Here is a 20839-nt window from a genome sequence, read left to right as displayed (position 1 = left end):
CTCCGAGGATTGAGAACGTTGGGATTAGTTGGCGAGAAACGCGATCACTTCGTCATTGCTGGTGTTGGTGTCGACGACGAGTTGACGAGCTTTGTTCTCGCCTTCGATGATGACAAGCGCGGGAACACGCACGACTCCAATCTCAGCAGAGAGGCGCGTGTTCTCCGGCGAGTCCACATTCAGATAGGCCAGTGGCATGCCGGCCAGGACCTTCGCGATCTGGGGATTCTGCAGGACTGATTTCTCGAACTCGCGACAACGATCCGTCTTCGCGGAACGAACGTAGACGACGGCCTTGCCTTCGGTCTTTGCGGCCTGCATCACCATGTTGGGTTCGTAGGCGCTCCACTGCGGCTTGCCATCGCTGGCGCGCGTCGAAGAACGAGTCGCGGACGCGGGAATTCCATCCACGTCGATTCGATCCACGATGACTTCGCCGCTGCTGCCCGGGTACTCGTGAAAGACGAGTCCAAAATCAACGACATGGTGGAGGTTCACGGCGCCAGCCGCTGCCGGAACATCGAATACTCGATCCACCCAATCGCCAGTGGGGATCACGGGATCTCCGACGGCCAGACTGCCTTCCGATCCATCCCACATCCAAAGGCTGACGCGGGGAGAAACGGAATCGGAGGGAACGGCGACGCGAACGCGGATGCGCTTCCAGCCGCTGATGTCCTTTGGCGATTCGAAACGAGTCTTCAGTTCAGCGCCGTCGGTATCGCCGGTCCATGCAAGCGACATCGCCGTGCCATTGCCCAGATCCGGGGCGCGCTTGTACTCGGATCCTACGACGCCCATCCGGTATGCACCGTTGATGTTCGCGGCGAACCAAGGATTGAAGCCGCCGTTATACTCAAAGTCTTCCCAGACCTTCCCATCGAGAGTGATTGCATCTACCCAGATCTTGAAACTCCCCTTAGCGGTGCCTTCCAGGAAGATGACACCACAACCTGACCATTCCTTCGTGACAACGCTGGCGGGAAGGCGAATCGTCGTCCAATCGCCGACCTTCAATGGCGTGTCGGGGCTGCCCATTGCTGGGCCGCCATCGGGAGAGTAGACCTCAAACTTCGCATTCGGAACACCGGTTGCTCCCGGCTGCGCCTCGCAGCGAATGGCGACGGTGAGTCCCTGCTTGGGCGGAGGTAGAATCGGTGCGCTGCGCAGCGTCAATCCGCCACCCCATCCAACAACGTTGATTGTTGTGCGCAAGGATGTCGAGCCGGAGATAGCCATGTGATTGTCGAAGGAAATCTGAGATCCTTCGGTGATAGGCCATGGTTCCAGCGACCAGGGACGCGTATTGAAGTCCTCCCAAGTGACCCATTCGGCCGAAGCGAATGAGGCAACCGACGCGAACACAAGGATTGCTGCAAGAAGTTTCAGGAACCGCATGATTTCTCCTTCTTCGAATTGGCGGTTCAGCGGCGGGAGAGGTGCCGCGAGGCGCATCCTCCCCCGCCGCCGATAGCCGGTGGATGGAAGTATTAGTATTCGAACTGCATCCAGTCATTTACCCCGGCCAGGGGATTGTAATGAACTGATGCCGTGGCTCCGCCGGAATTGAACGCGTTGCCCGCATCGTCCGTCAGGAGCCCATCGACGATGCCGATAACGATGTCGCCCTCGACCGTCGCGCCACTGACCGAAACCGTGTACGGTCCAGTCTCGCCGCGTGTTGACAGCGTAACGACCGCGCTCAGAGAGCCAGCCTCTGTCGATCCTGTGAAGTCGATTGCGTTCTCGTCGAAGCCATTGACCGGTTCGTCGAACAGCACAGTAAAGAGAACGGGAAGCGTATCGGTCGGATCTGCTTGTCCACTGTCGGGAGCAAGTCCGCCGGAGGCAAGACCCGGAGCCGCCTTGTCGATGGCGTAGACTTCACCCGTGAAATCGCCATTGCCCGTGCCGGTACCGCCGAGCGCCAGGCCGGAGAGATCCTGAATCGTGTCGTCATCGACAACATTCAAGCCGAGATCGCCATCGCCCGTGCCGGTATCGACAGTTACCGTGTAGACCTGGGCAGGGCCGGCGGCGGGATCGACATTGGTGACGGAGGCGCCGGTCGGCGCGCCCGCCGCGAATGCGAAGTCGGTGGAATCGACGCCATTGACGTACTCGTCAAAGCTGACCGTGAAGGTCACGGACGATGCGCTCGTCGGCGTCACGTCGTCGCGAACGATCGAATTCACGACCGGAACCGAGTTCGTGTAGACCGTGTTGTCGAGGAAGACCTTGCCGGCCGCGCCGATGCCGCCGAGGACGATCTTGAGTTCGTCGATCGAGGCCTCGTCACCAGCCGGAACCAGCCCGGTGATGTCGAGCGAAACAGTTTCCCATGCATCGTTGGCCGAGATCGTCGGGCCAGTGTGGAAGGAACCGGCAGCGCCATCCCAGAAGAAGGCGCTGGCGACCGGAAGGGTCGTGCCGCTCGGGATGTAGAGATCGAACGCGATGTCGTCGTAGCCACTGAGATCGAGCGGCGTGGAGTAGAAGTGTTGGATTTCAACGTCGCCGTTCGAATCGCCGCTGAATTCCATCGCCCACAGCAGGCTGCCTTCGGTGGGCGCTGGGCCGGCGCTTGTCAGAACGGAACCGCCGACGGTTGCATCGCCGCGGGCAAACCCATCGACATTCGCCGGGACGACGGACGAGCTGTTGTCCTGCTCGAAACCATCCCACAGGGCGCCTTCGCGCTGAATGTTGTCGACCCAGATGTCGAACACGCCGGTCGCGCCATTATCCGGAATAATCAGGCGGAACTCTTTGTAGTTCTCGACGACATTGCCCGACGGGATCGTGACCTGCGTCCAGGAATCAAGCGTGAGCGCAGTGTCCGCGCCGGATTCGGCCGAGCCGGATTCCCCATTCATTTCGAGCTTGAACATCGGCACGCCGCTCGTGCCGCCGGAGACGTAGACGTCGGCCGTGAAGCCGGTGCTGAGCCCAGTGCCGACTTCCGGCAAAAACTCGCTGGTCTTCACTGCGGCCAGTCCGGAGGCGGGGTTGAATTGCAGGTGCAGGGCAGAACTGCCCTCGGTGGTGTGGGTGCCATCGTAACCCACGACGGGGGCGTCGCCGAACCACTGGACCCAGTTGTGGGTTTCGTAGTTTTCGGCGATTGTTGACTGGGCAGAGGCAGCGCCGGCGAGCAGCGTCACCCCAGCCGCGAGGAGCAAATGCTTTCCGTTCATATTGGAGGGCCCTCCAGGGAAAGATGTGTTGGGATTGGAATGAAAACCTGAAAACGTTTTCAACCATCTGCGCCACTGAATCGGTCTAAATGCCGCGCGTTGTCAACTCGTTTTTTGCGATCTGGTCGATTTTGGGGTGCGCGCCAATTTCTCCTAAAACCCTTATTTATATTGGCATTTCCAGTAGAATCAAGATTTTCGGCGATGAAAAGATTTCCTCTTGACCTGCGACGCATTGTTTATGAAAACGTTTTCAGTTTTCCGGCGAAAGGCTCCCCCTCTTGAAGCGATCTTTCCTGCCAATTCTCGGTCTTCTGCTTGTTCTCGGCCTCGCCGGGACAAGCTCCGCCGAACTGTCCGGCGAGATCACCGTCTGGGCGATGGGGGCCGAGGGAACACACCTGCCCAAGCTCGCCCGGGCCTTCGAAGAGGATCATCCGGGCACGACCATCAACACCCAGGCGGTGCCCTGGGGAGGCGCCCACGACCGGCTGATCACGGCCGTGGCGGGCGGGATCGCCCCGGATGTGACCCAGCTTGGCACGACCTGGGTTCCGGAGTTCGCCGCCATGGGAGCCCTGCGAAACCTCGCCCGCCCGGTCGAGAACTCGGACAGCCTCGGAAACGACGCCTTCTTTGAGCAGTCCCTGCGCACCGGCAAGTGGGAGGGCGGGCTCTACGCACTGCCCTGGTACGTCGATACGCGGGTGATGTTCTATCGGACGGATCTGGCCGCCGAGGCGGGCTGGGATCGCTTCCCTGAAACTTGGGATGAGTTGGAGCAATTTGGCGCGGATCTGACCCGCGACAAAGACGGCGACGGTCGCACGGATCAGTACGCGTTCAATTTCTCGGCCCGCGAGGAAGGCTTGCTGCTGGACTTCATCTGGCAAAACGGCGGACGCGCGATGAGCGATGACATGAAGGAGTGCATCTTCGCTTCGCCGGAGACGATCGAGGCGATGGCATTCTACAAATCGATTTTCGATCGCGGCTACTCCACAGAGGCGGTGTCCGGACAGATCGATCCGATCCAGGCCTTCCGCGACGGCTACTTCGCAGCCTGGATCACCGGCCCTTGGATGGTGGGAGAGTATCAGCGCAAGGCCCCGGACCTGGAGGGGCGATGGGCCGTAGCCATGTTGCCAGGACGCAAGACGCGCACGTCGTTCCTCGGCGGCTCCAACCTGGCGATCTTCAAGTCGTCACAGAATCCGGAGCTGGCGTGGGCTTTTGTCGAGTACCTTTCGCAGCCACGCACGCAGATCGATTGGTACAAGATCACCGGCGATCTGCCTGCAGCCAAGGTGGCGTGGGATGCGCCGGAATTCGCGCAGAGCCCAACGTGGAGCGTCTTCCGTCGGCAGTTGGGGGATGCCCGGGCGACTCCGCCGCTGGAAACGTGGGAAGCGATGGCGGAAGTCATCAAGAACGAGATGGAGAACATGATCCTGGGCGACGTGAGCCCGGAAACGACGGCGACACGCATCGAGGAGGGAATGAAGGGGATTCTCTCGCGCCGTCGCGTCGGTCCAGGGAACGTGCAGGATTGGATGGGAACAGTAATCGGCGGCGGAATTCTGGTCCTCCTGATACTCGTCGGGATGATCGCCTGGAAGCTGCGCCACGAGAAGAATGTGTTGCAGCGATGCAGAATCCCGGCGGTCTTCCTGATTCCGGTACTACTGCACTTCACGCTGTTCATTCTGCTGCCGATTACTGCGTCCCTCCTTTTGAGCTTCACGAACTACGACATCTATGCGATCGCCGATTGGCACCGGACTTCAATCGTTGGGTTCGAGAACTACATCCGCCTGCTGCAGGATCCGCTGTTCTGGCGGTCTGTCCTAAACACGGGATACTTCATGATCGTGGCGGGACCGCTCACGATCGTTCTGGCGCTCGGGGCGGCGATTCTCTTGAACAGCAAGGTGACGCCGATTCGCGGGCTGTTCCGCACGGGCTTCTTCCTGCCGGTCGTAACGCCGCTCGTGGCTGTGGCAGTCGTATGGCGTTGGATCTACTCGCCGCAGTTCGGCCTTCTCAATTGGGGATTGGGGTTGGTCGGAATTCCCGAGCAGGAGTGGCTGGCGGATCCACTCCTGGCGTTGCCGGCGCTGATCGTCTTGGCGATCTGGAAGAACTTCGGCTACAGCATGGTGATCTTCCTGGCGGGCCTGCAGTCGATCCCAAGCCAGCTCTACGAGGCCGCTTCGATCGACGGCGCGAATCGTTGGCAGCAATTCCGCAACGTGACGCTGCCGCTTCTGCGCCCGACCACCGTCTTTATCATGATCATCACAACGATCGGCTACATGCAATTCTTCGCCGAGCCGTACGTCATGACTGACATGGGCGGGCCGCAGAATCGCACTCTGTCTATTGTGCTTTATCTCTACAAGGAAGGCTTCAAGTTCTTCCATCTCGGCTACGCGTCAGCGATTGCCTATACGCTGTGCGTGATGATTGCGGTGCTGAGCGTCTTCCAGATGCGCTGGGTGCGCGGGGAGGAGAACTGATGAACGCTCGCCAGATCACTGAACGCGCGGTCATCCTGTTCCTTCTGCTGCTTCTCTTCGTCGCGGCCGTGATGCCGTTTGTCTGGACGCTGACAACATCGGTCAAGACGGTCGAGGCGATCAACACGTTCCCGCCAGAGTGGATTCCCCGCGAGGTCACGTGGTTGCATTACGATGAGCTCTTCGATCGCATGGCGTTCGGACGGATGTTCTTCAACTCGGTGCTGGTGACGCTGGCCGTGACATTCGTCAGCTTGTTCATGAATGCGATGGGCGGCTACGCGTTTGCAAAGTTCGACTTCCCGCTGCGCGGACCGATGTTCGCCTTGATGATCATTACATTGATGGTGCCGGCACAGGTGACCTTGATCCCGGTCTTCCTGCTTCTGAAGTCCCTGGGATTGCTGAACAATTACCTGGGATTGATCGTACCGGGCGCTGCATCGGTATTTGGGATCTTCCTGATGCGCCAGTTCATGATCTCCGTTCCTGATGCCTACATCGAGTCGGCGCGAATCGATGGATGCGGCGAATTCCGGATCTTCGCGCAGATCGTTCTGCCGCTGTGCCGGCCGGTGATTGCCGCGCTTGCTATCTTTACGTTCACGGCTGTGTGGAGCGACTTCATGATGCCGTTGATCGTGATGCAGAAGGAATCGATGTACACGCTGCCAGTGGCGCTGGCGAATCTGAGCGGCCAGCACAACGCCGAATGGGGCCTGCTGATGGCGGGCGCCGCGGTGACGATTCTGCCGATCGCTATAGTCTTCCTGGTACTGCAACGACGCTTCATCGAGGGCGTTACCATGACTGGCTTGAAGGGCTGAGAGAGGAACTATTTCCCCAAGAGGATGATTGACGTGACGAACGATCGCTTTGAGTGCAAGTACGGCTACTTCTCCGACAATGGGCGCGAGTATGTGATCACGCGTCCCGATACCCCAAAGCCGTGGGTGAATGTGATTGCGAACGAGCGCTACGGTGCAACGATCAGTCAGGCTGGTGGCGGTTTCTCGTGGCTGGATCACTCGACCCTCGGCGTACTGACGCGCTGGGAGATGGACCTGGTGCGCGATGCGTGGGGCAAGTGGCTATATCTGAAGGACGAAGAAACGGGAGAGCTCTGGAGCGCCGCGCCGCAGCCGACTCGCGCGAAGCTGGATCACTACGAATGCCGCCACGGCATTGGTTATACGGTCATCACGACGCAGGCACATGGTATCGAAGTGGAATGGACGATCACCGTTCCAACTGATGCCGCGATGGAACTGTGGCGCGTTCGCATTCGGAATCTCGGGGTCAAACCCCGCAAGATTTCTGTCTGTTCGCACTTCATGTGGTGCCTGGGCGCCGCCCCGGACTCGAAGCGCGAGTTTCATCGACTCTTTATCGACAGCGCCTACGAAGATGGTCTGATTACGGCGCGCAAGTGCCTGTGGGAAGTTCCCGACGAGAAGTACGGGCACTGGAATACGAACTGGCCACACGTCGCTTTCCACGCAGTCTGGCAGCCGGGCGCAGGCGTTCCGGCATCCGTTGCCGGCGCTGGAGATCATCAGTACTTCCTCGGCCGTCACGGCGACTTCTCCGCACCGGCTTGGCTGGGCGCGGATGAGCGCGAATCCGGCGGCTTCGGTCGATTGACGGACGGCATCGCGGCTCTTGCAGCGACGATCGAACTGGCGCCGAAGGAAGCGACCGACCTGATGTTCGCGCTGGGCGCCGTGGAAGAGAACGGTTCGCCGCGCGAGGCGCTTGAGCCATTCAGCGATACCAACGCGATGGATCGCGTGCTGGCCGATGTCGAGAAGGCCTGGGCGGAGAAGCTCGAAGCCGTGCACGTCGAGACGCCCGACCCGGCATTCAATCTGCTCAACAACACATGGTTGATGTATCAGGCTATCGCGGCGCGCCTTTGGGGGCGCACGGGGTATTGGCAGCAATCCGGTGCATTCGGATTCCGCGATCAGTTGCAGGACAGCCAGGTCTTCCTGCCCAGCGATCCCGCGCGTTGCCTGAAGCAGCTTCGCCTGCACGCGCGTCATCAATTCGCGGATGGAACAGTCTATCACTGGTGGCATCCGCTGAGTGAAGTTGGCCTGCGCACCGAAATGACGGACGATCTGTTGTGGTTGCCGTTTGTCATGATCTCGTACCTAAAGGAAACGGCCGACTTCGATGCGCTCGATCTTGCGGAACCATTCGTCGATGACGATAATGCCGTGACGATTTGGGAGCACGGCGTGCGCGCGATCGAGCGTGTGCTGGTGCGTTTCAGCGATCGCGGATTGCCGCTGATCGGCGAAGGCGACTGGAACGACGGACTGAGTGCGGCTGGCATGCACGGCAAGGGCGAGTCGATTTGGCTCGGGCACTTCCTGTACGGAGTTCTTTGCGACTGGTCCGACTTGGCGACGCAGCGCGGCGAATCGGAGCGTGCCGCGGAATGGACGGCACGAGCCGACGCTCTGCGCGTGGCGATCAATACGCACGGATGGGATGGCGACTGGTATCTGCGGGCGACTCTGGATGATGGTTCGCCTCTCGGCAGCGCATCGTGCAAGGAAGGTCGCATCTTCCTGAACGCGCAGACGTGGTCGATCATCAGTGGAACTGCGGACGAAGAGCGCGCGAACCAGGTGCTGGATGCGGCTGAGGAGCATTTGCTGCGGGAGTACGGGCCGCTGCTCTTCACACCGGCGTACTCGACTCCGGACGCGCGCGTGGGTTACTTGACGCGTTACGCCCCGGCGGTGCGAGAAAACGGCGGCGTCTACACGCATGCGGCGATCTGGGCAATCCAGGCGGCGTGCAAGCTCGGTCGCGCCGAAACGGCATGGAGTGCATTTAGCCGACTGGCTCCACCCAATCGTGGCCGCAAGCCGGATCACTACGCGGTGGAGCCGTATGTCACGCCGGGCAATATCGAAGGCCCCGAGTCGCCAGGATTCGGCCGAGGCGGATGGACCTGGTACACTGGTTCGGCGGCATGGTTGCGTCGGATTTGTTTGGAGTGGATTCTGGGCGTTCGTCCGGAGTATGATGGCTTGCGCGTGGCACCGTGCTTGCCGGCTGAATGGGAATCGGCGCAGATTACGCGCCCGTTCCGTGGCGATCTGTTCGAGATCACTTTCGAGGGCTCTGGATCGGGAGATTGGGAGATCGAAGTGGATGGTGAACTTCACGATGCGGGCCAGCCAATCGCGGCAAGTGGCGAGAAGCGCGTGCGCAAGGTTCTGGTGCGTGCACGGCGCCCCGTATCCCCGGGAGCAAGACAATGACAGCCCTAGGCAAAGGCCCATCGATTCACGACGTGGCGCGTGAGGCGAATGTCTCGATCGCGACAGTTTCGCGCGTCGTGAACGGCCCCAGTCGCGTGGCGGAGAAGACCCGTCACCGAGTTGAGGCCGCGATGCGGCGGTTGAACTACAAGCCAAACATCCGCGCGCGTGCTCTGAGCCGCAAACGTTCGGAAACGCTCGGCCTGATCCTGCCAGATCTCTTCGGCGATTACTTCGGCGAATTGATGCGAGGCGTGGACGATCGCGCCCGCCAGGAGGGCCTGCATCTCATGGTTACTCGCGCTCAGGGCGAGCGCGAAGAACACAATGCAGCCGAACAGTTCCTGCAGGGTGGCCGCGTTGATGGATTGGTGCTGATGATTCCCGAAATCGCCGATCGGACACTCGAAATGTTGAGCGACCTGGCTGCGCCGATTGTGATCCTCGACAAAGATGTTGGTCACTACCACCTCGACAACATCCTCGTGGATAACAAGACGGGCGCGCGGGACATGACAAATCATCTGCTGAAAGCCCACGCACGGACGGACTTGATCTTCCTGGGCGGGCCTGAACTGAACATCGACACGCGAGACCGCGCTGATGGATTCCGCGATGCGCTGCGGAGCGCCGGGATTCCGCCACAAGACGATCAGTTCGTTTACACGGACTACGATTACGATGCAGGCTATGAAGTGGGTCGCGACCTGGCCAAACGCGTAAAATCGCGCGATGGCCATTGGGGAATCGTGGCGGCGAACGATGACTTGGCGAAGGGTGTCATCGATGCCTTTGCCCGCGCGGGTATTGAAGTGCCGAATGACGTCGCCGTGGTTGGCTACGATGATTCGCGCATGGCTCGCCTGACACGACCTAGCCTGACGACGGTGCGCGTGCCGTTGCGCGAAATTGGCGCTCTAGCCGTCGAGATGTTGATCGAGCGCATTTCCGGTCAGCGCACGCGCCCATTCAAAACCATCATGAAAGCTCAACTGGTTCCGCGCGAGTCTTGTGGCTGCCCGGATCCGAGAGACTTGAACGGCAATTCGCGGAGGAAGAAAAGGAACGAAACATGAAGAGGATTTTCCGTAGGAAACACAAGAGAGGGATGGGATTCACGCTGATCGAATTGCTGATCGTTGTTGCGATTATTGCGATTCTGGCGGCGATTGCCGTGCCGAATTTTCTGGAAGCGCAGACACGCTCGAAGATCTCGCGCATCAAGGCCGATGCGCGCACAATCGCAACCGCCGTCGAAAGCTATCACGTCGACAACAATCACTATCCGCTGAGCCAGGAACTTCCGGCCCAGTTTCCGGGCAGTCCGTTCAATGATATCGGCGGGGGCTACTTCGCCTACACAGCGCGACTGACGACGCCAATCAGTTACCTGACGAGTTGCCCGCGCGATCCGTACAACATGCGGAATCCTCTGGGATACGGATGGGATTACTTCGAGTTCTGGAGCGAACCGAGTGTCGGGTTCGATCTCGTGGATGTGACTTCGGGTTCCGGCGCGGCTGTGCAGTACGTGATCTGGTCGTGGGGGCCGGATCTGGATTCGGACAATTTCTTCCTGGGCATTTCGACGATATACGACGCAACAAACGGTACGGTCAGCGACGGCAACATCTATCGCTTCGGACCTTGAGGCAAACAAATGCGGTCATTATTCCTCGCTGTTCTCGCAGCGACACTCTTGAGTTGTGCCTCGGCGCCAACGGAAAGTGCCTCTCCCTTCGGCCAGGTGGGGATCGATGGCGATTGGCTGACGGTGGATGGAGAGCGGTTTCTGGTAGTAGCCGTGGGCTACGAAATCGGCGCGCGACCGGGTCGTGCTCCGTGGGATCATGACGATCAGCCGCAACTCCTGCAGGCAGATTTTGAGCGCATTCGCGCCGCGGGCTTCAACACGATTCGGACATGGGGTCCGCTGAAGGATTGGGAACTCGAAATGGCCGCAGAGTATGGCCTGTGGGTTATCCAGGGGAACTGGATCGATCCCGGTGGCGACTTCGCCGATCCGGCATTTCAAGAGCATGAACTCTCGCAAACGCGCATCAATATCGAGCGCTCCTCTGAACACCCGAACATCCTGATGTACTTGATGCTGAACGAACCGCATGGCGACGCCATGGAACGCGCGGGTACGGCGAACGTCGCCAGCTACTTCGGTCGACTTGCGGAGGTTGTTCGTGAAGAGGATCCCGGGCGCCCGTTCAGCTTCTCGAATTGTGTATTCGGCGACTATCTGCCTCCCGATGTCTGGCCGGTGATCTGCCAGAATGTCTATCCGTACAGTCCTGACACGATTCGCCGCGCTCTCGGCTATCGTCATTACCTGGAGGTGTTGAAGCGCGATCTGGCGCCGAACAAGCCCTTCCTGATCACGGAGTTCGGCCTCTCTGTCTCCCCCACCGGCGATGGTCGCGGTTACGGCGGTAACTCGATCGAGCAGCAACGCGATGGTGTCGTGGCATTGTGGGACGATGTGATCAACTCTGGCGCGACGGGCGGAGCGGCGTTCATGTGGATCGATGGTTGGTGGAAGCGCGACGATCCCGATACCCACAACGACCATGCTGAGGAGTGGTACGGTCTGCTGGAGGCAGAGACCGACTACGTTGGGACTCCGCGCCCAGTGTACTACGCGCTTGCAGATTACAATCAAGCCATCCGTGTGGCTCCGCACGACGAGGCGATCGTCGAGGGAGAGTTCCCCATCGAAGTCTGGGGACCAGATGTGGCGCAGGTGCAGTATCGTGTAAACAAGATGGCCTGGCGAGATCTCGATCGATCAGGAAACTGGTGGCGCGGCACTGCGAAGATGGAGAAGGGAGCGACGAATCCGGTTCTCCTGGCAACGCGCGGGCTCGATGCAGATGGCCAACCCGTCGGCGAGAAGACATGCCGCGTGTGGCCACAATCGGCCTCCGTCCCTACTTATCAAGTTGCTGTTCTTTCACCCAAAGACGGTGCGGAACTTTTCGGCTCCGATCTGCCGATCGATGTTCAGGTCCTGGACAATGAAGGGACTCCCATCGTGAATCAGCAGGTTCGTGTCGAGATATTCCTCCACAATGGCTGGTACGAAGAAGGTGCTGATGTCGTAACAGATGCCGATGGGAAAGGGCGGGTCATTCTGCGTGGCCCGGGTAACGGTGGCATCGTTTCGATCGCAGCAGGAGTGGAAAATCCGCGCGGCCGTGGCCGCACGGGCGATTACATTCACGTTCGATTCAATCCCACACCTCGGAAAGATGAACCATGAAGATTCTTCCCCTGTTTCTCCTGATTGCACTGCTGAGTGCGTGCGCAACGCCATCGACAAAGAAGTCCGATTCGAAGTTCTCTCCGGAGGACGATGCCTTGCTGGAGGAAATCAGTTCCGCGGCATTTCAGTTCTTCTGGCAAGAGGCCGATCCCGTAACCGGTCTCGTTCGCGACAAGACCGGCGTCAACGATTGCAGCGTGGCCTCGCAGGGATTCGCCTTCGCCACATATCCGGTTGCGGTGGAGCGCGGCTGGGTCACGCGCAAGGCTGCAGAGGATCGCGTGCTGCGTTCGCTTCGGGCACTCGATCAATCGAACGCCCGCCACGAGGGCATCTTCACGCACTTTGTCGACATGAAGACCGGGAACGTAACAATGGGGGGATATGAAAGCGAAGTCTCCTCGATCGATACGGCTCTTCTCGCAGCGGGAATGATCACTGCCGGTAATTACTTCGGCGGCGAAGCGCGGATGCTGGCCGACAAAATCTACGCTGAGATGAATTGGAAGGCCTGGGTGGATCCGGAGAGAAACCAAGTCTATATGGCCTGGCGCCCCGCGGTTTGGGGGGAGATGACGGAGAATGGTAAGTTCGACAAGCAGACGTGGGATTGGTACACGGATGAAGCGCTTCTGATTTCGATCGTCGGAATCTCTGCTCCCATTGAAGAACACCGCCTGCCCGCGAGCAATCTGACCAGTTGGGTTCGCCGCGAAGGCGATCTGGGCGACTTGCATTACACGTATAGTTGGCCGAGCACGCTGTTTACCTACATATTCGCGCAGTGTTTCGCGGACTTCTCGCGCATGGGACCGGACCCCGGTGGTACGGACTGGTTCTTCAACACGGCGATGGCTTCGCGCGCGAATCGCGATTGGTGTCGTTCCATGGCTGGCGATTTCCCAACGTATGGACAGAATCGCTGGGGCATTACGGCGTGCTCTGCTCCGAATGACAGCTATGCCGTTCCCGGTCATCAGCCCCGCGGCGAAGCCGGGGACAATCCCTGCGGCGGAATTGTCGCTCCTTACGGGGCCGGAATGGCTGTGCCGTTCATGCCCGCGGACGCAATCACAGCTCTTCGCCACATGAAGGGGCTGGTCATCGATGGCAAGCCTGTCTGGATTGATCCGACTGACGGTGGCTATGGTTTCGTGGATTCGTTCATCATCGATCAGAGTTGGGTTTCGGACCAGGTCATTGGCATCGCGCACGGTCCGATGATTCTGTGCATCGAGAACGCCCGCAGCGGACTCGTTTGGGACAACTTCATGAATCACCCCGCGATCGCTGCCGGACTCGAGCGCGCCGGATTCGGCCCGAAGGTCGAATGGCCGCAAGTCGCCGAAGACGATGAGGCGTACTTGCGCGACGTCATGAAGGACACGTGGGATTGCATCGCGTTCTACGTCGCTCCGGAAACGGGACTTCCCTACGACACGAGCACTCGAGACGACTACTCGTCGGTCACGAACCTTGGGTACTACGCCGCGAGTTGTGCAATTGCCGCAGAGATTGGGTACATCACCCATGATGAGGCCGTCGATCGCGTGCGTCGCGTGCTCGACTCATACGAGCAATTCGAGAAATGGAACGGCTTCTCCGAAAGCTGGAATAACGTGCACACGCGAGAGCGTGCGCTCCACGACCCAATGATTTCGGTTCTCGATTCCGGCAACATGGTCGCGGGCTATGTCGTCGCGGCCCAAGCGCTGCCCGAAGTGCGCGAGCAGGTCGAGCGCATTGTGAATGGCATGAACTGGGCTGCCTTCTACGATGAAAACGTCGGCCTCTTGTACGGCGGCTACAACATGACGACGGAGAAGATGGATCCCGGCTGGCACGTGGGCGATTACGCCGGAGACGGACGCATTGCACATTTCTGGGCAATCGCTTCCGGTGTCGCACCCGCAGAGAGTTGGAAGAATCTCGGTCGGAAGACCGAAGAACACTTCGATCTGAAGATCTACGGCCCCGGATGGATGGGCGGCGGATTGTTCATGCAAAGTCAGGACGGCTTGTTCCTCGACGAGCAAATGACGCCGGCCGGGCGCTCGACGGCAAACTTCGCGTACGCTCAGATGCTCTATGCGAAGACGCTCGATCTGCCGGCCTGGGGCTGGTCGGCGTCGTTCTCGCCGGACGATCGGTACCTTGGATGGGGTGGCCTGGAAGCAAACGTCGTCACACCGCATGCAGCGGGAATGGCCGCGATGCATTATCCGGCGAAGGCCGCAGAGTCGCTGCGTACGCTTGAAGAGATGGGCGCGCGCGATCCCATGATGATCGATGGTGAAATGCGCGAGTTCGGTTTCCGCGACAGCATCGATCTCACGACCGGCGCGGTCAGCGACAAGTACCTGCCCGCCCTCGACCAGACAATGCTCTTCTTCTCGCTGGCGAATGTTCTCGAGGACGGTGTTGTCCAGCGTCTGTACGAGAGCCATCCGACCGTGAAGAAGGGCCTTGCGGCCATCGATGAATTCACATGGCCTGCCGATCAAGGCTGGTTGGCAGAACTGAAGCGTCGCGACACAAGTCCACTGGTTCTGCCGGGCGCGTCCGCTGCAACGGGTCCTGAATCGATCCTGATCGACGACTTCGAAGGCACCGACCCGATGCGCAATCGACTCGGCGGACAACTCGTTACCTGGAAGCGCGATGCGGCCGACGATACCGTGAACTTCAATGTTTCGTTGGAGAAAGTTCAACGCGATGGCGCAATGACCGGAGCGATGCGGATCGACTACGATGTCGATTCGCCGAACCTGGCCTTCGGTGGGGCGACGTTCGACCTCGAAGGCATCGACGCTTCCGGCGCGCGTTCCGTTCAGTTCTGGGCAAAGGGAACGCCGAATGACCTGAAGATCGAATTGCACGGTGCCGGCGGCGTGGGCGTTGCGCGGCTAAATGGGCTCAGCGAAACCGAATGGCGCCACTTCACGATTCCGTACACGCAGTTCGGCGGCATGATTACCGACTGGAGCCGCCTGACCCAGTTCTTCATCGTCTTTGAAGATGGGCACTCAGTGCCAAAGGAAGGTACACTCTGGCTGGACGACCTGAAGATCGCCCGGTAAGCGAGACGTTCAAACAAGCAGGAATCAAGGCACTGTCCCGTTGCGGACAGTGCCTTATGCTTTTGATCTGAGCGAAGATTGCGTGCCCGGTTAGTCCTCCACGAGGACCTTCATCACGACTTTGCGGACGATTTCGCTTTGCGGGATGCGGACCTGGGGCATGTGGGCATCGTGCGGATAGAAGAGCGCAAACATCTGGGGCAGGCCGTTCAGCAGAGTGTACGCCTCGGGCTTTTGGAAGAACCCGACGTCGGTCTCTGCATCATAGGGAGTCTCCACCTTCAGCCCCTCGGCCGGGGCCCAACCCATGGCTTCGGCTCCTCCGAGAACGACCTGGATGTCGATGTATTTCCGATGCGCCTCAAAACGACAGTCGGCCTCCGGTTTCGGGGGATAGGACTGCACGAGCGCAAAGACCTCGTCGCCGACAACATCTATCCGACCGTCCGGGGCGTTTGGATCGAGTTCATTGAGCAGGAATTCAAATGCGCGGGCCAGCCGCGATCCCGCGGGAACGTACTTGGGTCCGTTTTCCATCACGTCGAAGATCATGCCATCGCTCCTCCGCCTTCACAGAATTTGGACGAGTTCCGCACACCCTGCCCACGAGGGCAATATCAACGTGCCATCCATCCGATCACATTGATCGATCCATCCAGGTTGATTCGATACGTGACGACCCATTGATCTCCAGGAGTCTCGTTCGGCCAGGCATATGGCGTGATCGTGACAGTCCAGGTCTCCCCCGGCGTGAAGGTCACGGAATCGCCGAGTTCCGTCACGGTGTCGGTCCATAGTTCCATCGGTCCGTGCGTAACGGGAGAATCGTCGCCATCGCTCTCCCACAGGTAGGAGAAGTAGGCGTACTTCTGATCGACGTTGGTCGTGAGGCTGCGAATGTCCACGCCCAGGATCGGCGCGACTTGCTGGATCGTGGGGGGGGCAGGGGTGCGCTCGCACAGGTTCGCATCGTCGACGAAGATACTTGTCGGCCCGTCGCCATTGACGTCTGAGTAGAATCGAATCGTATGCAACTGAGGCGGCGCATTCCTGTATGTGGAGAACTGACTGAGATCCAAGACGACTTCGTTCCAGTCGTTCCCGTAGGTGTTCGCGTCAGCTGCTGTCACCTTCCAGACTTCTGTCTCGTCGACGAACACCGACACGTAGTCAGTGGTCGACCCGTTGGACACGAACATGCGAAAGAAGAAGCGCAGTTCCAACGGCTTCAGTCCGAAGAGAACATCCTGGCTAGCAACACCGATTTCGGAGCCGGGCGATTCGATGCCGCCGAACCAGAGGAAGCGCTCGCCGGAGTGCCCCGGCTGCGGTGTGCCCACAAAGCAGGTTCCATCGCAAATCGGCGTCCCGAAGTTTGTGGAACTGGTTGTCCAGGGCGAGCTCCAACTTGGAACCTCGAAACTCGGATCGAGGAGGAGATTCGACTCGCAAAGGTCGTAGGAGCTGTCCACCACGCGGACGGTATCCGAAACGAAGGTCATCGAAGAGATGCAGCCGGCGGACGATGGACAAATGGATGAATTCTCTCCGTAGAGCAGGCAATCGCGCGCCGGAGATTGCCCAGCGTCGAAGGGATCATCCGACTCCGTAGTAGATTCGGCTCCGATTGTCAGATCCCCGGGAACGGTCGCCGTCATGGCGAATTCGGCAAGTACGTACTCGCCGCCACCCGCCCCCTGGAGTTGTCCTGAGAATGAACCGAGCGCATCGATCTGATTCTTGAACCCATCGTTGTCAGGATCGATCAGCCCGGTCTCCCCCGCCGTTGGAGAGGCTCCGTTTCCGAAGATGTCCGTATTGTGAAGATACGGCGTCGATTCGGATGAATTCGGAAACGTCACAAATGGCAGCGACTCGACGAGCTGCGCGGATCCGCCGCCCTCGCTGATATTCACGTCCACGTAAGTCGCGAACACGCCCTGTGGGGCTTCGCGCAGATCCTCGACGAAGACCTTCACCACGAAATCGTCGCCGGAGGGGATGAAGTCGATCTCCCGTGTCGCCTCCACCCGGATCAGATCCGCCACCGGGCCGCGAGCGATGGAGTAGTACGGGTAGTTTTCCGGCCGCTCGTAGATGCGGACCTTCACCCTCAGCGCTGGATCGGCAATAGGAGTGCCCGCAGGTTCATCGGACGCCGCCGGGAGAAAGGTGGCGAGGCCCAGGCAGATGATCAGGAGATTCAGGATCGTTTGGGACGATATGCTCATGAAGGACCTACTTCTGGAGGATTCCCCAGGGTCAGGGCTTCACAACTCTCCGTCAACCGGCAACCTCTCGAGCGGGCGAAACGAGAAAACGCCGGACTCCGAAGAGCCCGGCGTTTGGGAAACCTGTGGTGCCGTCGAATGGAGTCGAACCATCACGGGCGCAATGCCCACACGGACCTGAACCGTGCGCGTCTGCCAGTTCCGCCACGACGGCACTTGAAGGGCGGGTCGTCGGCGGGCTAGCGCCCGCAAACGAGGGGGGTTGTGTAGGCTCAACCCCGCCCGCCATGCAAGGGTTTTTTTGAGTCAGTGGCGCGACTGGTCCAACAGTCCCTCGATGTCGTACCGGTGGGCGGTGTACAGGGCCTCGGTGGCCTCGCCGGGCTGCCCATCGTTGATTTCGTGCTGGCCAATGGCAACGAGCGGCATGATCTCGATGACGGCGTTGGTCAGAAAAGCCTCGTCGGCGGAAACCAACGCGTCGGCGGTCAGAGATTCCTCGGCGAAATCGAACCCGCAGGCGCCGGCCAGCCCGGCAATGCGGGAACGCTGGATACCTGGCAACGCGCCGTCGCTGATCGGGGGCGTCAACACGCGTTCACCGCGCACCACGAAGAGATTCGTCATGGACCCCTCGGCGAGCAGTCCCGCCGTGTTGAGCAGGATGGCCTCGTCGAAGCCGGCCTGGCGAGCCATCCGTTTGGCCAGAATCGAATCGAGGTAGTTGGTGCTCTTGATCGTGGCCAGCGGCGAGCGATGGTTGCGCGGAATCGGCACGGTGACAGCTCGCCAACCGCGGTCTCGGGTATCGTCCAGGCTGTCGTCGAGCGCCGTCGCCGTGATGGCCAGTGTCGGTTCGCCCTCGCGGCTGGCGATCGGCTGGCCCCGGAGAGGCCCGGCGGTCAGTGTCAGCCGCAGGCGAGCTTCCTCCAGCCCGTTCGCGTCCAGCACCTGCTGGCAGAGGGCGAGAAGCTCCTCCGGCGCGAAGTGGAAGGGGATCTCCAGCACGCGTGCCCCGCGAGCCAGCCGCGCGAAGTGGTCCGCGGCGTGCAGCAGGATGCCTTCTTCGGCACGCATCGTTTCGAAGACGCCGTGCCCGTGCATGAAACCGGCATCGGTCGGCGAGATGTGCGCTTCTTCCAGCTCGATGAATTCGCCGTTCAGACAGATGATGTTCATGTTGGCCGCCGAAGCGTCACGCGGGGATTTCGCGCGCCAGGAACCGCCGCACGCGTTCGTCCGTCGAGGCCCGGAACTCCGCAGGCGTTGCGGAGACGATCACCTTGCCCTCGTGCAGCATGTGCACGATGTCCGCGACTTCGAAGACGCTGACCAGGTCGTGGGTGACGAGGATGGTCGTGGCGCCGATGTCTTTGTTCACCTGCAGGACGATCTCGTCGACGGTCTGCGCCATCGGGGGATCGAGCCCGGCGGTGGGCTCGTCGAAGAGGAAGCACTCGGTCTCAAGCGTCAGGGCGCGGGCAATCGCGGCGCGCTTGCGCTGGCCGCCGGACAGCGTGCCGGGCATCTGATCCTCGCGCCCCTCCAGGCCGACATCTTGCAGCTTCTCCGCGACCTTGCGCCGGATCTCGCCCTTCGATGTGTGGGTCAGCTCATTCATCGCCAGGGCCACGTTCTGCCCGACGGAGAGCGACTGCAGCAGGCCGCCCGTCTGGAAGATCATGCCGAATCGACGCCGGATCGGGTTCAGTTCGCGTTCGCTCATCGGGACGATGTCCGTCCCATCGATCAGGATGCGCCCCTTGTCGGGCTTGATCAGGCCGACGAGGTGCTTCAGCAGCACGCTCTTGCCGGTGCCGGACCCGCCGACGACGACGGCCTTCTGGCCGGCTGGAATCTCCAGGTTCAGCCCGTCAAATACGACGGTTTTCCCAAAGGATTTGTGCAGATCCTCGATCTTGATGTGCATAGCGCGCTCCTGTGCGTGTCGACAGACGGGTAATCTGCTGCCACACGGGCAGGCGGCGGGTCCAGGGGGGATTTGGGGGCTCGGCAAGTGAAACCACCATCCACAGATTTCGCAGATTACACAGATTCTGAGCAGGGAGATGGAGTGCGCTTGCCAAACAGCGAGAAACGCCAGTAGATTAAGCGGGATGAATGGAGGGGGTCATGTCTGCACGAGGTCGATGGGTCGTTCTTGCGGTACTCCTGGCAGGACTCTGCAGTAGCTCGATCTTCGCCGAGGGACGAGATTACAATCCCAAGAAGGGCCTGGGCCAACGGTATCTGACCGGTGGCGAATTCGATGGGCAGAATCTCGATTTCTCTCCGGATGGTCGGCTGGTTGTGTACGTCCGACTCGGACGATCATCCGATATTTGGATTACGGATCTGGAAGGAAATCAGAAGGCTGTTACTTCGACGCCTTTCTGGGAAACACGACCATTCTTCGCTCCGTCAGGAGACGAGATCGTGTTCTGGAGCGATCGGGAGACCGATGTTGGCGAGCCCTACTCCGTTTTAACGACTGGCGGCGCGGCAAAGCGGCTGCTTCCGAATGTCTCGCATTGTCGAGAGGTGAAGTTCGCTCCTGATGGCGCCTCTCTGGCATTCGTACAGGGAACCTCGAAGAGCGATGTGCTCTGCTGGCGGGCTATCGACTCGAACGACGAATGGAATGTTCGGGTAACCGGAGAGGGTATTCACTCGGTGATGTTTCCGCCGGAGGGCGGCCGGCTCTTCGCAACTGCCGCGCAGTTCGATGCGATACAGCGGCGCAAGTACTGGAGCGCGATACGATTATCCAACAAAGCCCCTTCCCAGGTTGAGTATCTCCTGACGGACTCCAATCCAGTAAGCACTGTCGGATGGGCAAATGAGCGGCTTCTGCTGCGAAGGGAAACCGGGATCGCGTACACGCCGAGTTACTGCCTTCTGTCTGAGGATGCAGCCACATCGACGTCGATAGCCCTGACAATCCGACACGGAGCCAGCAAGACGATCATTTCGAAAGGTGGGGATGCCTTCATCTACGATTCCGACAAGGCGTCGCCGTACGATTATGATCTCTATCGGTACGATATTCAAACGGGAGAGGATCGCCGACTGACGCACGAGAGCGGGCTTCTTCCGTCCTTCACCGTATCGCCGGATGAGCGGCAATTGGTCTATCTTCTTGGCAAGCGGCATTTCTTTGCGCGACACCCAATGAGCCGGGGGGAACTGATCTGCCTGGACATCGCCACGGGCGCACGGAAGACGCTGGGGGAAAATGACTGAGCTTTAACATCAGC

14 protein-coding genes and 1 tRNA gene are annotated in these 20839 nt (G+C 59.9%); 8 read left to right on the top strand and 7 right to left on the bottom strand.

Going from position 1 to position 20839, the window contains the following annotated elements; translation table 11 throughout:
* Window positions 1-24 precede the first annotated feature (24 nt).
* Window positions 25-1398 (bottom strand): hypothetical protein, encoded by a 1374-nt coding sequence (locus KQI84_17160; protein ID MCB2156608.1) that lies wholly within the window; start codon window positions 1396-1398, stop codon window positions 25-27.
* A 92-nt stretch (window positions 1399-1490) separates the two neighbouring features.
* Complete coding sequence (locus tag KQI84_17155) at window positions 1491-3197, bottom strand: hypothetical protein (GenBank protein ID MCB2156607.1); 1707 nt, start codon at window positions 3195-3197, stop codon at window positions 1491-1493.
* Window positions 3198-3478: 281 nt separating this feature from the next.
* Here KQI84_17155 and KQI84_17150 point away from each other — a divergent pair, with 281 nt between their 5' ends.
* The 7 genes from KQI84_17150 to KQI84_17120 are packed head-to-tail and all read left to right on the top strand — an operon-like array spanning window position 3479 to window position 15351.
* Window positions 3479-5716, top strand: a complete 2238-nt coding sequence (locus KQI84_17150) for an extracellular solute-binding protein (protein MCB2156606.1) — start codon at window positions 3479-3481, stop codon at window positions 5714-5716.
* The gene (locus tag KQI84_17145) at window positions 5716-6543 is read left to right on the top strand and encodes a carbohydrate ABC transporter permease (protein ID MCB2156605.1); all 828 of its coding nucleotides are present in this window, start codon (window positions 5716-5718) and stop codon (window positions 6541-6543) included. Before KQI84_17150 ends, KQI84_17145 begins: the two co-directional genes overlap by 1 nt.
* Before the next feature lie 33 nt (window positions 6544-6576).
* Entirely contained in the window at window positions 6577-8997 is a 2421-nt protein-coding gene (locus KQI84_17140; GenBank protein MCB2156604.1) for a glycosyl transferase family 36, read from the top strand.
* Complete coding sequence (locus tag KQI84_17135) at window positions 8994-10073, top strand: LacI family transcriptional regulator (GenBank protein MCB2156603.1); 1080 nt, start codon at window positions 8994-8996, stop codon at window positions 10071-10073. Before KQI84_17140 ends, KQI84_17135 begins: the two co-directional genes overlap by 4 nt.
* Window positions 10070-10648 (top strand): type II secretion system protein GspG, encoded by a 579-nt coding sequence (locus tag KQI84_17130; protein MCB2156602.1) that lies wholly within the window; start codon window positions 10070-10072, stop codon window positions 10646-10648. The genes KQI84_17135 and KQI84_17130 overlap by 4 nt, the downstream gene beginning before the upstream one ends.
* 9 nt (window positions 10649-10657) lie before the next feature.
* Window positions 10658-12268 (top strand): hypothetical protein, encoded by a 1611-nt coding sequence (locus KQI84_17125; GenBank protein ID MCB2156601.1) that lies wholly within the window; start codon window positions 10658-10660, stop codon window positions 12266-12268.
* Complete coding sequence (locus tag KQI84_17120; protein ID MCB2156600.1) at window positions 12265-15351, top strand: hypothetical protein; 3087 nt, start codon at window positions 12265-12267, stop codon at window positions 15349-15351. Before KQI84_17125 ends, KQI84_17120 begins: the two co-directional genes overlap by 4 nt.
* Window positions 15352-15441: 90 nt before the next feature.
* Here KQI84_17120 and KQI84_17115 read toward each other — a convergent pair whose 3' ends face one another.
* The 5 genes from KQI84_17115 to KQI84_17095 form a co-directional block, all read right to left on the bottom strand.
* Entirely contained in the window at window positions 15442-15903 is a 462-nt protein-coding gene (locus KQI84_17115) for a YhcH/YjgK/YiaL family protein (protein MCB2156599.1), read from the bottom strand.
* 65 nt (window positions 15904-15968) lie between these two features.
* Window positions 15969-17582 (bottom strand): hypothetical protein, encoded by a 1614-nt coding sequence (locus tag KQI84_17110; GenBank protein MCB2156598.1) that lies wholly within the window; start codon window positions 17580-17582, stop codon window positions 15969-15971.
* A gap of 126 nt (window positions 17583-17708) precedes the next feature.
* Window positions 17709-17796, bottom strand: a tRNA-Leu gene (locus tag KQI84_17105).
* 92 nt (window positions 17797-17888) lie between these two features.
* A complete protein-coding gene (locus tag KQI84_17100; protein ID MCB2156597.1) occupies window positions 17889-18761 on the bottom strand; it encodes an aminotransferase class IV in 873 nt (290 codons plus the stop codon).
* Between the two features lie 16 nt (window positions 18762-18777).
* Complete coding sequence (locus tag KQI84_17095; GenBank protein ID MCB2156596.1) at window positions 18778-19512, bottom strand: ATP-binding cassette domain-containing protein; 735 nt, start codon at window positions 19510-19512, stop codon at window positions 18778-18780.
* Between the two features lie 203 nt (window positions 19513-19715).
* Between KQI84_17095 and KQI84_17090 the strand changes: the two genes are divergently transcribed.
* Window positions 19716-20825 carry a hypothetical protein gene (locus tag KQI84_17090; protein MCB2156595.1) on the top strand — a complete coding sequence of 370 codons (1110 nt, stop codon included), beginning with the start codon at window positions 19716-19718 and terminating at the stop codon, window positions 20823-20825.
* Window positions 20826-20839: the final 14 nt, after the last annotated feature.

The sequence above is a fragment of the bacterium genome (assembly GCA_020444065.1).
In the GTDB taxonomy this organism is placed as follows: Bacteria; Sumerlaeota; Sumerlaeia; order SLMS01; family JAHLLQ01; genus JAHLLQ01.
The sequence above is the reverse complement of the archived record's forward strand: the minus strand, read 5'-3'. Positions and strand labels throughout refer to the sequence as shown.

Bases quoted from the DNA above. Each gene is read 5' to 3' on its own strand.
- KQI84_17160 (MCB2156608.1), bottom strand. From the start codon at position 1,398: ATGCGGTTCCTGAAACTTCTTGCAGCAATCCTTGTGTTCGCGTCGGTT.
- KQI84_17155 (MCB2156607.1), bottom strand. From the start codon at position 3,197: ATGAACGGAAAGCATTTGCTCCTCGCGGCTGGGGTGACGCTGCTCGCC.
- KQI84_17145 (MCB2156605.1), top strand. From the start codon at position 5,716: ATGAACGCTCGCCAGATCACTGAACGCGCGGTCATCCTGTTCCTTCTG.
- KQI84_17135 (MCB2156603.1), top strand. From the start codon at position 8,994: ATGACAGCCCTAGGCAAAGGCCCATCGATTCACGACGTGGCGCGTGAG.
- KQI84_17130 (MCB2156602.1), top strand. From the start codon at position 10,070: ATGAAGAGGATTTTCCGTAGGAAACACAAGAGAGGGATGGGATTCACG.
- KQI84_17125 (MCB2156601.1), top strand. From the start codon at position 10,658: ATGCGGTCATTATTCCTCGCTGTTCTCGCAGCGACACTCTTGAGTTGT.
- KQI84_17120 (MCB2156600.1), top strand. From the start codon at position 12,265: ATGAAGATTCTTCCCCTGTTTCTCCTGATTGCACTGCTGAGTGCGTGC.
- KQI84_17115 (MCB2156599.1), bottom strand. From the start codon at position 15,903: ATGATCTTCGACGTGATGGAAAACGGACCCAAGTACGTTCCCGCGGGA.
- KQI84_17110 (MCB2156598.1), bottom strand. From the start codon at position 17,582: ATGAGCATATCGTCCCAAACGATCCTGAATCTCCTGATCATCTGCCTG.
- KQI84_17100 (MCB2156597.1), bottom strand. From the start codon at position 18,761: ATGAACATCATCTGTCTGAACGGCGAATTCATCGAGCTGGAAGAAGCG.
- KQI84_17095 (MCB2156596.1), bottom strand. From the start codon at position 19,512: ATGCACATCAAGATCGAGGATCTGCACAAATCCTTTGGGAAAACCGTC.
- KQI84_17090 (MCB2156595.1), top strand. From the start codon at position 19,716: ATGTCTGCACGAGGTCGATGGGTCGTTCTTGCGGTACTCCTGGCAGGA.